This window comes from Isosphaeraceae bacterium EP7 (assembly GCA_038400315.1).
Lineage (GTDB): Bacteria > Planctomycetota > Planctomycetia > Isosphaerales > Isosphaeraceae > EP7.
In genome coordinates this window covers 3,705,861-3,721,030 of the sequence record CP151667.1, presented here as the reverse complement: position 1 = coordinate 3,721,030, position 15,170 = coordinate 3,705,861, and the positions used below count along the sequence as shown (strand labels likewise).

Below are 15,170 nucleotides of genomic sequence, written 5' to 3'. Positions count from 1 at the left end.
CGCGCACGCACGGCCCAGGCCTCAGGGGCCGCCGAACTCCTCCGCGAGGAACGCCGCCGCCTTGTCCCACTGACTGGCCGCGGCCTCGAAGTCGACCTTCATCGCCTTGACCGTCTCCGGCGACTCGATCCGGGCCCGATCCGTCGCCGTCCGACCCAGCGGAATCTGGGCGCTCGGGCCTGCGGCCAGGGCCTCCTCCACGGTGGCGCTCAGCAGGTGATTCGCCAGCTCGGTGGCCGCCTCCGAGTGCGTCGCCCCCTTTGGAACGCAGAGCGTGTTGGGGATGAACAGCGTCCCGATCTGGTCTCGGCCCAGGTCGGGGTAGACGATCGCCACCGCCCCCCCCTGCTCCAGCTCGATCATGGCGTCGTCGGTGTCGGTCAGGCCGATGGCGATCTCCCCCGAGGCCACCGCCTTCGCCACCTGCTTGTTGCCCGAGAATACCCGCGCCTCGTTCTCCTTCAGACCCTTGAAGAACGCCTTCGCCTTCTCCTCGCCCAGGACGTTGAACAGGCAGGCCGCATGCGTGGCCGTGGTGCCGAACAGCGGCTTGGCCAACCCCACCTTCCCCTTCCAGCGAGGGTCATTCAGGTCCATGATCCCCCTCGGACGGTCGGCGTCGCCGATCTGCCGCGTGTCGATCAGGAGGATCCGCGCCCGCGCGGCGAACCCGTACCACGTCCCGTTCTCGTCGCGGACATTGATCGGATAGGCGTCGGCATTGGGCGGCCTGAACTCCTGGAGCAGCCCCTTCTGCCGCAACCTGATCGTGTTGAGGATCTCATTGTTCCAGAACAGGTCGCACCTGGGCCGACCCGCCTCGGCGATCAGCAGGTTGGTCAGGCCCACCGTCTTGGTGCTCTCCACGTCATATTTGACCTCGACCTTCACCCTGGCCGCCTTGCCGTACGCCTCCAGGATCGGCCTGGAGAACTCCTCGTCGAGCGCCGAGTAGACCACCACCGTCGACCGATCCTGCCCCACCGATTGCTTCGCGGGGTCCTCCCCCGAGAGCCCGTCGCAGCCGGCCCCCGCCCAGGCCATTCCCAGCCCCAGAAGCCCGAAGGCCCAGATTCGAGCATCCTTACCCATACGACCACCCCCCTCGTAAGTCGGCAAGAATTGCCCGCGGCCGGCCCAGTGCACCCGGCGACCGGGCCGCCACAGCATCGCATCCCGGGCATCGCCCGGCCAAGAACTAACTCCATCGGCTCCAGGGCAGGCCCACCGGATTGGCCCCCGGCCGCCGCATCCCCTACAATCAGGGCCCGACCCGCCCCTGACTCTCCTCGACGAGTCGGCCCCGCCGCCAGGAGCCCGCCATGCCAGCCCACCCCGCCGACCAGAACCCCAAGCCCGATGCCCCGGACCTGCTCACCCCGGCTGGCACGCCCCGGCGAAGCATCAGCCAAGGAAACCTCGCCCAGGCTTCAGGGCGGCTCCCGCTTGGGTGGAGCGGGAAAACGGGGACCGGCCCCGGAGCCACGCGCATGGGCCTCGCCCTGCTCCTGGCACTCCTCCTGCCCGCCATCGCCCGCGCCGACGACAAGCCCGACGCCAAAAAGCACCCGGCCAATCACCTGGCCGGCGAGACCAGCCCCTATCTACTTCTGCACGCCCACAACCCCGTCGACTGGCACCCCTGGGGGCCCGAGGCGCTCGCCAAGGCCAAGGCACAGGGCAAGCCCATCTTCCTCTCCATCGGCTACAGCGCCTGCTACTGGTGCCACGTCATGGAACGCGAGAGCTTCACCGACCCCGCCGTCGCCAAGCTCCTCAACGAACACTTCGTCTGCATCAAGGTCGATCGCGAGGAACGCCCCGACGTCGACCAGATCTACATGAGCGCCGTGCAGATTCTCAGCGACGGCGGCGGCGGCTGGCCGCTCTCCGTCTTCCTCACCCCCAACGGCCTCCCCTTCTTCGGCGGCACCTACTTCCCCCCCAAGCCAGCCAACGGCCAGCCCTCGTTCACCCAGGTCGTCAACGGCATGCGCGAGGCCTTCCGCGACGACCGCAAGCAGGTCGACGCCGCCGCCGAAGGGCTCACCCAGGCCGTCCGCAAGGCGCTCGCCGCCGACGCCGGCCGCCGGGTCGCCCCCACCCGGGCCCTCGCCGCCTCCGGCGTTCCCTCCCTGGCCGAGACCTTCGACCCCGACTTCGGCGGCTTCAACTACGCGCCCAACGCCCCCCGCCGCCCCAAGTTCCCCGAGCCCACGAACCTCCTCTACCTCGTCGACCAGCACCGCCGGACCGCCCCCAAAGGCCTCCCCGTCGGCCCCGACGGCAAGCTCGCCAGGCCGAAGCCTGAGCCCAACGCCCCGCTGCCGATGGTGCAGACCACCCTCGACCAGATGGCCCGCGGCGGCATCCGCGACCACCTCGCGGGCGGCTACCACCGCTACAGCACCGTCCGAGACTGGTCGGTCCCCCACTTCGAGAAGATGCTCTACGACAACGCCCTGATCGCCTCGGCGCTCCTGGCCACCTCCGAGGTCGACCCCGACCCCCGCTGGCAGGCCGAGGCCCGCTCCATCTTCGCCTTCGTCGCCCGTTCGCTCACCTCGCCCGAAGGGGCCTTCTATTCGTCCCTCGACGCCGAGACCGACGGCGAAGAGGGGTCTTATTACGTCTGGACCCGCGCCGAGGTCGACGCCCTGCTGGCCAACCCCGCCGATTCCGACCTCTTCGCCCTGGCCTACGGCCTCGACGGCAAATCCAACTTCGAGGGCAACCGCTACGTCCTCCGCGAGCCCGCCTCGCGAGCCAAGCTCGCCGCCAAGCTCTCGCTGACCCCCGAAGCCCTCGAAGCCCGCCTCGCCCCGCTGCGTTCCAAACTCCTCGCCGCCCGAGACAGGCGCAAGGCCCCGCCCCTCGACGACAAGGTGCTGACCTCCTGGAACGCCCTGATGATTTCCGCCTACGCCGACGCCCACCGCCTGACCGGCGACCCGTCGTACCGACTCGCCGCCGAGCGGGCTGCCGACTTCCTCCTCACCAAGATGCGGACCCCCGAAGGCAAGCTCCTGCGCACCTCTCGCGGCGGCCAGGCCAAGCTCGCCGCCTATCTGGAAGACTACGCCTTCCTCGCCCACGCCCTGCTGAAGCTCCACGCCTCCACCGACGACCCCAAGCGCCTGGCCCAGGCCCGCGACCTGACCGACCGCATGATCGCCGAGTTCTCCGACCCCAAGGACGGCGGCTACTTCTTCACCGCCGACACCCACGAAAGCCTGCTCACCCGCACCAAAGACCCCTTCGACAACGCCCTCCCCAGCGGCAACAGCGTCGCCATCCACGCCCTCGTGAACCTGGCCGCCGCCACCCACGAATCCAGCTATCTCGACCAGGCCGACAAGGCCCTCACCGCCTTCGGAGCCATCCTCACCCGCAACCCCACCGGCGCCCCCTGGATGCTCGCCGGAATGGACGCCTACCTCGACGCCCGCCCCGCCACCGACACCGCCGCCGCAGCGACCCCCATCAAGCCCGCCCAATCCGTCGTCCAGGCCACCGCCACCGCCACCCCCGCCGAGATCGCCCCCGGCGCCTCCCTGACCGTCACCGTCACCCTGACCCACAAACCAGGCTGGCACACCTACGCCAACCCCTCCACCACCGACACCGCCCGACCCACCACCCTCACCCTGGCCCCAGGCGAGACCGCCACCCTCACCGACGTCACCTACCCCACCGGCCAACGCCTCAAGTCCACCCCCCTCGGCCAGCCCCCTGTCGAGGTCTACGAGGACCAGGTCACCCTCACCGCCACCCTGACCCTCCCCCCCGAGACCCCCGCCGGCGACCGCACCATTCACCTCAAGCTCGCCTACCAGCCCTGCAACGACCGGGCCTGCCTCGCCCCCGCCACCCTCGACCTCCCCGTCAACGTCCGCATCAAGGCCAACTGAGCTATTCCGGAGCGAAACCATCAACGTGCCCCGGAAAATCGGGGCACGAACCTCGCGATTGGCATGATCAGCGGCGGGGCAGGTCAGCCGAAAACAACCGAGATCCTGTTTTTGTGGACTTTCACGGCGCACTAGTTCACAAAAACAGATAGACTAGCCTTCATCGAGCCCGCAATGGCGAAGCGAGGGAGAGGACCGGATGGCCGAGCCGAGGCCGAAGCCACCCCGGTTCCACATCATCAGCCGGAGGATGATCCGGGAGTTCGTGGCGACGGTGTCCGACCCCTCGGCCGAGTCCGCCTTCGACGACTGGTACTTGAATGCCCGCGACGCCCAGTGGGGCAGTTTCGCAGACGTCAAGGCGACCTATGCCGACGCGAGCTGGGTTGGCGGACTGGTCGTTTTCAACGTCGGGGGCAACAAATTCCGCATCGCCACCCGGATCGACTTCGAGGCCCGGATGATCTTCATGCTCTTCGTGGGAACCCACCGCGAGTACGACAAGGGCAAGTGGAAGGGATGAGGCCTCCCGCCCCGTCCCACCACCGACCGCCGGCCCCGGCCGGCCTGGAGACTCTCATGGCCAGGACCGCGACGCTCGCCTCGACCGACGCCCCGGACGCCGACTACATCGCCCTGGTGACCCGCTATCCCCTCCGGGCGATCCGCACCGACGCGGACCACGCCAGGGCCGTCGAGGTCATGACGATGGTCGCCCTGACCCCGGACCCTCGGCCCGGCGAGCTCATGTACCGCGACGCCCTCGCCGCGATCATTGAGCATCATGAGTCGGCCATTTTCCCCGAGCCGGCCACTGACCCGGCCCGGCGGCTGCGGTCGCTCCTGGAGTCCCGCCAGGTCAGCCAGTCGGACGTCGCGAAGGCGACGGGGGTCAGCCAGTCGTCGATCAGCGACATCCTGGCGGGGCGGCGTAAGGTCAGCCGCAAGGTCGCCGCGGCGATGGGCTCTTACTTCGCGGTGGACCCGGCCGCGTTCTTCTGAATCGCGTCGCCAATCCGCTATGGCCGACGCCTTTCACTCCGCCCTGGAAAACCTCCCGCCCCAGCCTCGCCGGATCCAGCGGGCAATCAATTCCACACCCACCCCCACTGAGCTCGCCCCCGGCGCCCCCCCTGACCGTCACCGTCACCCTGACCCACAAGGCCGGCTGGCACACCTACGCCAATGGCCTGCCCCCCAAAAGCTGGTCCAACTTTCCGGGGCGGGTCAACCCGAACTGGTTCTTGTGCCTGGACGACGCCCGGGCGAAGATCGAGGCGTGGCGGGCCGGCTACAACAAAGACCACCCGCACAGCGCCCTGGGCTACCTGACCCCCGGGGAGTTCGCCGCATCCAAGGTCAGGGGATAGAGGCCGAAAATCCCAGCGAAACTCTCGTTGTGAGTGGACTCGAGATGGGGTCAAGCGCAGCGACCGGGCCACTAACATAGCAACTGGTAGCAACGGCGGGGGCAGGCCACTTTTTACCAAGAGAGTCCCGACTGATGAAAATTCTATCTAGGCTCACATCTCGAGGACGAAACTTATTTTCCGATGGAAGCCGTCCCTCGCGATCCAGGTCTCGGTTGCAAATCGAGCTGCTTGAGGCACGATTGGCTCTGAGCATCTACATCGTCTCCCCAACGGGCAACGACTCGGCTGCCGGCACGGCCAAGGCCCCCTGGAAGACACTTCAGCACGCTTCCGACCTTGCCAAGCCCGGTGACGTGATCTCGGTTCGGGCGGGCACCTACGCCGGTTTCATCATGGGCTGGAATTCTCCCCAGGGTGGGACCGCGAAGGCTCCGATCACGTTTCAGGCCAGCCGGGGCACGCTCATCAACGTCCGCAATGGCAAGACACCCGACGCGATCGACCTGGAAAACTGCAATTACGTCACCATCAGCGGGTTCACCATCATCCCCGATGCCAGCCAGTCCAACTGGAGGACCGCGCTCCGGGCCGCTGGCGGAGGAATCGGTGTTAATTTCAGCAACAACACGATCCAGCTCCGGCAGATCGATCAGTGCGGCATGATGACCAGTTTCACCACCGACCTACTGGTCCAGAACAACACGGTTTCCGGGGGCTATGACACCGGGATCTACGTGGCCAATAGCGCGGTCCGGCCGACCGTCCGCGGCAATAAGGTGACCAATGTCCTGGGCAACGGCTTGCTGCTTAACGGCGACGTCAGCCAGGGAGGCGACGGACTGATTCCGGGAGCCCTGGTCGAGAACAACATCATCACCAACGTCGGTATGGGCGGATCGCTGGCGAAGTATGGTGCGGGCTCGGCAATCAACCTCGGCGGCGTCCAGAATTCGGTCATTCGCAATAACATCATCGCCAACGCCCACGCCAAGGGGCTCACCGTCGCCCAGCTCCAGAGCTCGCAGGGCTCGACGAACAATCTGATCGCCAACAACACAATCATGGTGGCAGCCGATGGTCAGTCGGCGCTTCGGCTAGCCGATGCCAGCACGGGCAACACGATCATCAACAATGTGCTGTATTCGGCCAGAACCAACGGGACCGACGGGACTCTGATCGCCTCGGCGGCCAGTCTGGCTGGAATGAAGATGGATTACAACGCCGTCGCTCCGAGGTTCTCGGCCGACGAGGGCAGTTCGTCACTCACGCTGAGCCAGTGGCAGAGCAAGTACGGCTTCGATACTCACTCGTTCCTGCTCGACCTGACCAAATCCTTCGTCAGCGCGTCCGGGTTGAACTTCCACCTCCCATCGACAAGCACCCTGATCGATACCGGGACCTCTCAGAACGCTCGCTCGACCGATCTGGAAAAGAAGCCCAGGCCAAGAGGCAATGGTGTCGATATTGGTGCATATGAGTTCCAGGCCGGCAGCATGAATCTGCCGGCTCCGGTCGGCGACAAGGTGGCCCCTGAGGTCAACTCGTTCACCCCGGCGGCCGATGCCACCGGCGTGGCGACGACGGCCAGCGTCACGGCGCTCTTCAGCGAAGCGATTCAGTCGGGCACGATCAAGTTCGTGCTCAAGGACGCCGCCGGCAGCGTGATCCCGTCCACCGTGACCTACGCGACGAATACCAACACGGCCACACTCAAGCCATCGGCGGCTTTGAAGGCCTCGACGACTTACACCGCCAGCGTCAGTGGAGTCAAGGACGTTACCGGCAATCTGATGGTCGGCACGACCACCCGGTCCTTCACCACCGGCACGGACGCCACCCCTCCGTCAACGTCGACGTCGTCCACGCTTTGGAGCAGCTCGTCCAAGCCGGTTACGGCGTCGTTCCCCGAAGCCAACGCGGTTGAGCTGGGGGTGAAGTTCAGCTCCAACATGGCCGGGACGATCACCGGAATCCGCTTCTACAAGGCCGGCACCAACACGGGAACCCACGTTGGCCACCTCTGGAGCGGCAGCGGCCAGCTTCTGGCCTCGGCCACGTTCACGTCCGAGACGGCCTCGGGTTGGCAGCAAGTGACCTTCGCCTCGCCGGTGACGATTCAACCGAACACGATTTACGTGGCGTCGTACCTGGCTCCGCAAGGTAGCTACGCGTCGGACGCGAACTACTTCGCCTCGGCCTATACCAGCGGACCACTGTCAGTGCCGGCCAACGGGAGTGTCTTCCGGTATGGTTCAGAGGGAGGCTTCCCCACCGAGACCTGGAAGGCGACCAACTACTGGGTAGACGTCGTCTTCAACCCCACCACGCCGTCCACCCTTGGGTCGGTCACCGCCCCGGTTGTACCGCTGGTTTCCGGGGCAAAGACGACCTCGACCAAGTCGATCAAGGCTCCGCCCCAGGCCCCGACCAGCACCGTCAATCCGAGCTCGGCGGGCGTTGATCAGGTCTTCCCGGGCCAGGAGATCCCGACGGTCCCAACCCTCAAGGGCGGCCGCCGCAAGAACCGTCCGAACTAAACGTCTTCGAGCGGCAAAATGGGGTCCCGCCGCTACCGGATTAGACCGGTTGCGGCGGGACGCTCACTTTCGAATTCGAAGTGATCGATGATCCGCGGCGTCTCCGGGCTGGCCAGGCCGGGACGATCCGCTCGCGCTGAGCCTCCACCTTCCGGGTCGCATTGCGGGTGTCGATGACCAACGGCGATTGCTCGACGATCCAGGGCCAGTCGTAGGCTGAGTGGTCCGTCGCGATCAGGACGCAATCCTGAGACCGGAGGTATTCCGGCGTCAACGGTGACCTGCCCCCTTTAAAAGATCCTGCTGGCGAATTCTGGAACGAGTGATGTGGGCCGTTTACGCTCCGTCCGAGATGATTTCCTCTCGGACGGAGGTCGCCCATGTCGATGCACCCCCAGCCGATCGAGCCCGTGCCCGCCGAGACCTCCCGCGTGGCCAGGGCCGCCTTCCCCGGCGGCAATCCTTACCTCTCGCTCCGCGACGAGCTGGGCACGGTCTTCACCGACGACGACTTCGCCTCGCTGTACCCGAGGAAGGGGCGGCCGGCCGAGGTCCCCTGGCGACTGGCCCTGGTAACGGTCTTCCAGTTCGCCGAGGGGCTCTCCGACGGCCGCACCGCCGAGGGCGTCCGCGAACGGATCGACTGGAAGTACGCCCTCGGCCTGGCGCTCGACGACCCCGGGTTCGACGCCTCCGTCCTCTGCGAGTCCCGCGCCCGCCTACTTGCCGGGTCGGCCGAGCTACGGCTCCTCGGCGCGCTCCTGGCTCGCTGTCGCGAGCGAGGCTGGATCAAGGTGCGCGGCCGGCAGCGCACTGACTCGACTCACGTCCTGGCCCGCGTGGATGCGTCGAACAGGCTGGAATGCGTCGTCGAGGCGGTCCGCCACGCCTTGGACCGCGTCGCGGTGGCGGCCCCCGCATGGCTCGCCTCCCGGGCACGCCCCGGGTGGCCCGATCTGTACGGCCGGCGTGCCTACGCTGTGCGCGACCCGGCCTCACAGGAGGGACGCCGCGAGCTGGCCACGCAAGTCGGCGAGGACGGCCTCGCGTTGCTGGAGGCCGCCGCCGGTCCGTCCGTGCCTGGATCGCTGCGGGATCTCCCCGCCCTGGAGGCCCTGCGGCGGATCTGGATCCAGCAGTTCGACCGCGATGACGGTGGCCTGCGCTGGCGGACTGAGTCCGACAGCCTGCCCCCGGCGCCCCCCTGACCGTCACCGTCACCCTGACCCACAAGCCCGGCTGGCACACCTACGCCAACCCCGCCACCGCCGACACCGCCCGACCCACCACCCTCACCCTGGCCGCCTGCGAGACCGCCACCCTCACTAACGTCGCCTACCCCACCGGCCAGCGCCTCAAGTCCACCCCCCTCGGCCAGCCCCCTGTCGAGGTCTACGAGGACCAGGTCACCCTCACCGCCACCCTGACCCTCCCCCCCGAGACCCCCGCCGGCGACCGCACCATTCACCTCAAGCTCGCCTACCAGCCCTGCAACGACCGAGCCTGCCTCGCCCCCGCCACCCTCGACCTCCCCGTCAACGTCCGCATCAAGGCCGACTGAGCCACCCTAGAGCGTCGCCACCAACGTGCCCCGAAAGATCGCGGCACGATCATGGCGAGTGGTAACTGCGGAGAGGGCAGGTCAAACACAGAGATTTTTGCCTACGTACTTGGTGCTACTCTTGAAGAAGGCTTGGATACAATGAACATCGGACCGACCATAACTGTCATCCCGATGGTCTACCAAATTATTTTACGCAAGGCTCATCAACGCACGTTTAATCTCCAACATAAGCCAAAAGAATCACAGCCACAAGTCGAGGTTTTTGATCCAGAAGTTGATGAAGTCCTTCAGCAATCGATCTCGTTATTTGATAATTAATTGACATACAAAAAGTTAAACGAAGCCCCCGATGACCCAAAATGACCTGTCAATCAACCTAAACAAGAGAATCAATATCCTTCATGCATAACCGGCACCGATTTGTTAGATTTAGGAAATCGCGTAATCTGGAGGATCTCTGAAATCATCATAAGACCGGTTTTCAGCGGCTGCAGTAGCACGAGTAGCTACCGATGTTGCTGGCGAATTTGCGTCCTTCGATAGAGTGTTCTTGGAAGACGATTCCGCATGCGACTCATCAATGACAGATCTTTGTTGAGGACTGCTAAACTCAATCTTAATCTTCGTCATTCTTTTTAGATAATATGTCCAAAATAGCATGCAAGCAAGCCATAAAAAATATAGCATATACATAGCCACTTTTGGCCTATTTGTTCTACTGTATTTGTCTATAGCTTGTTGTGCTCTAGGTATTTCATCATCAAGCTGCTTCAGTGATTGCTCCTCGCTTTCAACTCTATCCTTTGCCTTTTTCAAGGCAATGGCCTTCGGATCTTCCGCCTCAGCCACACCCGCTTGTTTCGAACCGGTGGCATTGTGTGTAGTTGTAGTTGCGCCTTGGAAAGCAATCTTTGCTTCGTTTAATGCGACGCTTGCTTCATCCAAGTCTTTCTTCTGCTTAGTTCGTTCCGAAATTTTGTCGGTGTGCAATTTTTCTGATTCAACTTTGAGATTGGATATTTCAAGGGCTGCAGTATTCTCGAAAGATGCAGCAATTAAAAAACAAGTAGTAATTAAAGAGAATTGAATCAAATTATAATGACGGGCTTTGGCGAGAGTTTCTGCGAACATAAATAAAAAAAATATGATTATTTGAAATATACAAACAACGTAATTGATCCAATAATAGAAACTCCAATCTGGACTCACATTTCTAGGCATATATACGACTGTCAATACTAAAAACAATAAGGGACTTGACAAACAGAAAGCCCTTGAAAGGTTAAACTGGCCCTTCCACACGGCTTCCTTATCGGCTGCAACGTCATCTTCTGCTTGAGGCGGAACGATCGGCAGATGAGAATACTGAGTCAGTGAAACAAAAATTGATGCGATTAACACTAGAAAAATAGGCAATATAATCAGCCACCAAGAATAAGTTGAGTCGTCCAAAATTGAATATTGCGGCAATTGGCCTTCTTGAATTGCTCCAGATTCTACAAATACGTTTATGCGATCATTTCCCAAATTTGTGCTAACTCCAATCATTTCAGCCAGACGGCTTGCCAACGGTCGATTTTGTTCATGGCTTGAGGCAATAGCGATTGCTAGTGTTCCTGCGAATGCCACTGTGAACATTGGTGAGCGAGCTGGCGTAAAGTAGCCAAGAACCAAGAGCACATTATTCCAAAATGGCATGCCAACACCCTCTGCGTTTGCTCGTGAAGCGCTTTCGAGACGATTTTAGATCGAAATCCGTTCGACGATGCTCCGCGTGACCTTCTTCTGCCGCCGGTCGTAAAGCCCGGTCATTTGCGGCTCAGCGTGTCCGGCGAGATATTGAACATCCTCCAACGGCACGCCTTGGGTCAGTAAGTCGGCAATTGCCGTCACTCGGAACGAAGCCGGCGACAGTCGCGAAGGCAATCTGGCGTCCATGAGCCGCCGCTTCACCAGGTCGCAAATTGTCTTGCTACTCATCGGCTCGTCGCCCAAGCGTTTCGTCTTGCCGTTCCCGGCCCGTAACAACCATCTGTACTTCGCTTCCGTCGCAACCCCCGCCGATTCGACATGAGCGATGATAAAGCCTTCCAGGTCGTGTCGCACGGGAATTTCCCGGCTCTTGCCCCCCTTTTCTTGGAAGCGAAACACGTACTGCCCGCCGTGATGCTGAAAGTCGCTCATCTTCAGCTTCGCAATCGCTCCGGCCCGGCAAGCCGTATAGACGAGCGTGGCGAGGATTGCCCGATCGCGTAGCCCAACAACATTGCCAGTTTTGATCGAAGCCAGGAGGGTATGGGCCTGGTCGATGATGATTTCCGGCGACTTGCCTTCCATGACGGTTTCCTTGATCCCTTTGACCGAGGCCGCCGGGTTGAGGACAATCACATGGCGGTTTACCAGGCGGTCGAAGAAGCCCCGTAGGCCCGAAAGGTGAAGGTTCCGCCTGGAGGTGGAGCCGCCTAATGCCACTAGAACTGCCCAACCATGCCCGGGTTGATTTGCGGCAGTTCCTTCCCCTCTGTCTCTGCCCAAGCTAGGAAGCGTTTTACCGCCGCCATGTACGCCTTCTGGGTGTGGAAGTTGTGGTGTTCGGCGTAGAAGAACTCATCCCAGGCGAAGCGACCGGCGGGCCCGGCGGTTTGACCTGCCCCCTCTGTCGCTACCGGTTGCTATGTTAGTGCCTCGCCCGTCCCGGCCACAGATGCCGGACTGAGGAGAGGGGCTCCGAAGACCTAACCTGCCCCCTTCAAACGAGTCCAGCTGCAATTTGGCGATCTCATCGAACTGCGTCTGAAATTCCGGCGGGATGTCACAGCTACGGGGCTGATACTGATCGCTCAAGCCTTCGCCTCGACCCTGAACCTGCCGAGGATGGCCATGGGGACGATGGCCAGGCTGGGGCGGGTTCGGAGTTGGCTGGCGTAGGACATGGCGACGGCTCGGTAGCGGCCGGGGGGGAGGGGTTTGGTGGTGAGGGACCAATGGCCGGTGGGGTCGGCGGTGGTCTGGGCTTCGAGGGCGATGGTGGAGGGGTCGGCGGTCGGGCCTAGGTAGAGGCGGACGAGGGCGTCGGGGGTGGCGGTACCGATGAAGGTGGCCTGGTTGCCCAGGATGGTGCGGTCGGGTTTGGGGGCGGTGGTTGTGGTTGCGGTGGGGGTCGCCAGGGTTCCGTCGAGCTTCAGGGGGTCGAGGAGCGAGGTGGGTTGGCCGAGGGGCGGGGCGATGACGTTGAGGTACCAGTTCGCCACGCCTTTCTTGCCCGAGTGGGTCACGTTCATCGCGCCCAGGTTGTAATAGTGCGTCTCGGCGCCGGCCTTCGCGACCGGGACCTGGCCCCAGAGGTTGTAGACGGTGTCGGCGGCCGAGGCCGTGGTGTGCTGGTAGAAGACCTGGACGTCGTCGGCCGTGGGGGGGATGGCCACCTGCGGGTCGTTGGCCCGGCCCTGGTAGTTCTTGATGGAGAGGTTGGCGATCCCGCCCAAAAGCCCGCCGCTGGAGCTGAAATCTCGCCCGGGGACGGCGTTGCTGGCGGCGTGGGGGTCGAGGAGGGTGAGCTCGACATATCCGGCGTCGATCTGCGGCGTTCCCTCCGCCTCGATCCGATTCAAGGCGATCATGTTCACCACCGCCCCCTCGCTGTGCGCGACGAGGTGGAGGTCGACGGGGTCGGAGGAAGCAAAGCCTTCGGCGGCCCGGAGGATCAGGTTGGCCAGCCGAGGGCCTTGCTTGACGGCGGCGCCGGGCGTGGAGCTCTCGCGGACCCAGTTGTACGGGATGACCGCGTCGTAGCCCTGCTGCTTCATCAGGGTCCCGATTTGCAGCGCCCAGGGGGGCCCATTCTTCCACGACTTGTTCTGGTAGCCGCCGTGCGTGACCACGCCGATCGTGTACTTCCGGAACGACGCGGCCTGCGTCGGGTCGGTGGTCGCCGTCGAGCCTTGCGGGTTGGCGACGGCCAGCACGTACGGATGCGTCGTGTCGATCGGCAGGCCGACGGGCAGCCTGAGCGAGATTCGATGGGCCCCTTCCGACGCGGCCGGTCCCCCGCTGTCATCGACGGCCACCCGGATCAAGGCGGCATCCTGGACGGCGACATCGTCCGAACTGAACGCGGCATCGGCCGAGCGATAGATTCCGAACGTGAGCGGCTGACTCGCGTCGGAGCCGGGCGACGCCGCGACCCGATAGTCGATCGTCAGGGTCCTGGAATCGGCGGTCCCGACGTCGATCATCGTCAAGGTTGGCAGCGTCGAGGTCGAGGCGCTCAGGGCAAGCCGCGCCTCGAGCCGGTCCGCCAGTCCTGGCCGGTAGATGGGCCTCGGGCGCGCGGACGAACCACGGAGGCGATGTCCCGTGGTCTGGCCAGTTCCTCGGGTCCGGGATGAGCCCGATGGGCCGTTCATCAAGGGGGAGGACGCCATGTCGGACCCTTTCGCGAGGCGAACATCCCCTTGCCGGATCGGGCCTGGGCAGAGGATCGGCACACAACGCGGCGTCCTGCCGCTTCAGTTCCATCGGAAGCCAATGGGGCCCGCCAAGACGTCGAGAGGCCGAAATTCGGACCCGCTCACGACCGAATGCGGCGAATCGTCCGGCCCAAAGCATTCAGAACAATCGGCTTATCCCTCAGGCGCAGAGCAAGGGACGCAATCCAACTGTGGTTGGCGCCGGAGGTGGGCCGGAAGTCTCATCGGTCTCGGATCGAAAATCCAAGGAAGGACCGCGCCCGGCGAAGGTTCGGGATTCGCCTCGGCGGAAGTCCGCGTCGACGGCGCCCCCGGCGTTGGCTAACTTGAACACCTGGAAGGCGTTCATGCACCCGAGGGTCTCGCCGCGATGCTGCTGATGACCGAGAATCAGGACGAGCGGGTCATCTGGGTGGTCGTGGAGTTGCACCGGCCCAAGCAGCGGATCCGCAGCCGAATCGTCCTTCATCTGGGCCAGTACCGGGACAGGGACGAGGCCGAGGCCGCATTCCTGGAGCGGATCGCGACCAGCCCCGCGCTTCGCGAGATCGTCGAGCGCTGGGCCGCCAACTCGGCCGACGTCCTCTCCGATCGCAAGGCGAGAACAAGGTTCCTCCTCTTCGGAGCCCTCACCGGCGGCCTCGCGGCCTACGCCGACGAACTCCTGAGCCGACGCGCCCACGACGAGGAGCAGGCAAGGGCCAGGGCCCGCGCCGCCCTCTGGTCCGCGAGCGGCCCCAAAACCGCGTTCAACACGCTCGGCCTCCCGACCATCGCCTCGATCGCCGAGATCAAGGCCGCCTACCGCCGCATGGCCGTCGAAATGCACCCCGACCGAGGCGGAGACCACACCTCCATGGTCAACCTCAACGCCGCCTACGAAGCCGCCACCGACTACGCCACCTGGCGAGGCTAACGAACCCTTCCGAGACGGTCGAACGCTGGCCCTCCTGCCCCCTATCCTGAGATGGGTCATCCGAGAAGATTTTTGAAAAACCCTGCCGGAAATCCTCGCCAATCGCAACTCTACAGACGTGCTGCGCGCCGCTGAATCCCTCGCGAGCACGCAGGTCAGATCTTTGACAATTTCATCTCGAAGACGCCGAACGAACCCAATCGCGGCGGCCCGAACGAACCCAATCGCGGCGGCCCGAACGAACCCAATCGCGGCGGCCCGAACGAACCCAATCGCGGCGGCCCGAACGAACCCAATCGCGGCGGCCCGAACGAACCCAATCGCGGCGGGCCGAACGAACCCAACCGCGGCGGGCCGAACGAACCCAACCGCGGCGGGCCGAACGAACCCAACCGCGGCG

The 15,170-nt window shown here is 63.9% G+C and carries 11 protein-coding genes and 1 pseudogene; 8 read left to right on the top strand and 4 right to left on the bottom strand.

Annotated features, from left to right (window positions below; genetic code table 11):
- Positions 1–21: 21 nt before the first annotated feature.
- Entirely contained in the window at positions 22–1,092 is a 1,071-nt protein-coding gene (locus tag EP7_RS14410; protein ID WP_463521834.1) for an extracellular solute-binding protein, read from the bottom strand.
- A gap of 230 nt (positions 1,093–1,322) precedes the next feature.
- Here EP7_RS14410 and EP7_RS14405 point away from each other — a divergent pair, with 230 nt between their 5' ends.
- From EP7_RS14405 to EP7_RS14375, 7 genes and pseudogenes are all read left to right on the top strand, one after another.
- The gene (locus EP7_RS14405) at positions 1,323–3,911 is read left to right on the top strand and encodes a DUF255 domain-containing protein (RefSeq protein WP_463521832.1); all 2,589 of its coding nucleotides are present in this window, start codon (positions 1,323–1,325) and stop codon (positions 3,909–3,911) included.
- 199 nt (positions 3,912–4,110) lie between these two features.
- On the top strand, positions 4,111–4,434 hold the full coding sequence (locus EP7_RS14400) for a type II toxin-antitoxin system HigB family toxin (RefSeq protein ID WP_463521830.1): 324 nt from the start codon (positions 4,111–4,113) through the stop codon (positions 4,432–4,434).
- 56 nt (positions 4,435–4,490) lie between these two features.
- Positions 4,491–4,913: a helix-turn-helix domain-containing protein gene (locus tag EP7_RS14395; RefSeq protein WP_463521828.1), complete on the top strand. Its 423-nt coding sequence runs from the start codon at positions 4,491–4,493 to the stop codon at positions 4,911–4,913.
- A gap of 224 nt (positions 4,914–5,137) precedes the next feature.
- A pseudogene (locus EP7_RS14390) lies at positions 5,138–5,281 on the top strand (integrase core domain-containing protein); the annotation flags it as partial.
- A 215-nt stretch (positions 5,282–5,496) separates the two neighbouring features.
- A complete protein-coding gene (locus EP7_RS14385) occupies positions 5,497–7,821 on the top strand; it encodes a DUF4082 domain-containing protein (RefSeq protein ID WP_463521826.1) in 2,325 nt (774 codons plus the stop codon).
- A 380-nt stretch (positions 7,822–8,201) separates the two neighbouring features.
- Positions 8,202–9,029: a transposase gene (locus EP7_RS14380; protein WP_463521824.1), complete on the top strand. Its 828-nt coding sequence runs from the start codon at positions 8,202–8,204 to the stop codon at positions 9,027–9,029.
- A complete protein-coding gene (locus tag EP7_RS14375; protein ID WP_463528423.1) occupies positions 9,026–9,382 on the top strand; it encodes a protein-disulfide reductase DsbD domain-containing protein in 357 nt (118 codons plus the stop codon). The genes EP7_RS14380 and EP7_RS14375 overlap by 4 nt, the downstream gene beginning before the upstream one ends.
- Before the next feature lie 432 nt (positions 9,383–9,814).
- On the opposite strand, the gene EP7_RS14370 is transcribed toward EP7_RS14375, so the two are convergent.
- The 3 genes from EP7_RS14370 to EP7_RS14360 form a co-directional block, all read right to left on the bottom strand.
- Positions 9,815–11,083, bottom strand: a complete 1,269-nt coding sequence (locus EP7_RS14370; protein WP_463521822.1) for a hypothetical protein — start codon at positions 11,081–11,083, stop codon at positions 9,815–9,817.
- 45 nt (positions 11,084–11,128) lie between these two features.
- Positions 11,129–11,773, bottom strand: a complete 645-nt coding sequence (locus EP7_RS14365; protein ID WP_463521820.1) for a tyrosine-type recombinase/integrase — start codon at positions 11,771–11,773, stop codon at positions 11,129–11,131.
- Between the two features lie 452 nt (positions 11,774–12,225).
- A complete protein-coding gene (locus tag EP7_RS14360; RefSeq protein WP_463521818.1) occupies positions 12,226–13,626 on the bottom strand; it encodes a hypothetical protein in 1,401 nt (466 codons plus the stop codon).
- A 598-nt stretch (positions 13,627–14,224) separates the two neighbouring features.
- Here EP7_RS14360 and EP7_RS14355 point away from each other — a divergent pair.
- Positions 14,225–14,770, top strand: a complete 546-nt coding sequence (locus EP7_RS14355; protein WP_463521816.1) for a DnaJ domain-containing protein — start codon at positions 14,225–14,227, stop codon at positions 14,768–14,770.
- Positions 14,771–15,170: the final 400 nt, after the last annotated feature.

Bases quoted from the DNA above. Each gene is read 5' to 3' on its own strand.
- EP7_RS14405 (WP_463521832.1), top strand. From the start codon at position 1,323: ATGCCAGCCCACCCCGCCGACCAGAACCCCAAGCCCGATGCCCCGGAC.
- EP7_RS14355 (WP_463521816.1), top strand. From the start codon at position 14,225: ATGCTGCTGATGACCGAGAATCAGGACGAGCGGGTCATCTGGGTGGTC.
- EP7_RS14380 (WP_463521824.1), top strand. From the start codon at position 8,202: ATGTCGATGCACCCCCAGCCGATCGAGCCCGTGCCCGCCGAGACCTCC.
- EP7_RS14370 (WP_463521822.1), bottom strand. From the start codon at position 11,083: ATGCCATTTTGGAATAATGTGCTCTTGGTTCTTGGCTACTTTACGCCA.
- EP7_RS14410 (WP_463521834.1), bottom strand. From the start codon at position 1,092: ATGGGTAAGGATGCTCGAATCTGGGCCTTCGGGCTTCTGGGGCTGGGA.
- EP7_RS14395 (WP_463521828.1), top strand. From the start codon at position 4,491: ATGGCCAGGACCGCGACGCTCGCCTCGACCGACGCCCCGGACGCCGAC.
- EP7_RS14400 (WP_463521830.1), top strand. From the start codon at position 4,111: ATGGCCGAGCCGAGGCCGAAGCCACCCCGGTTCCACATCATCAGCCGG.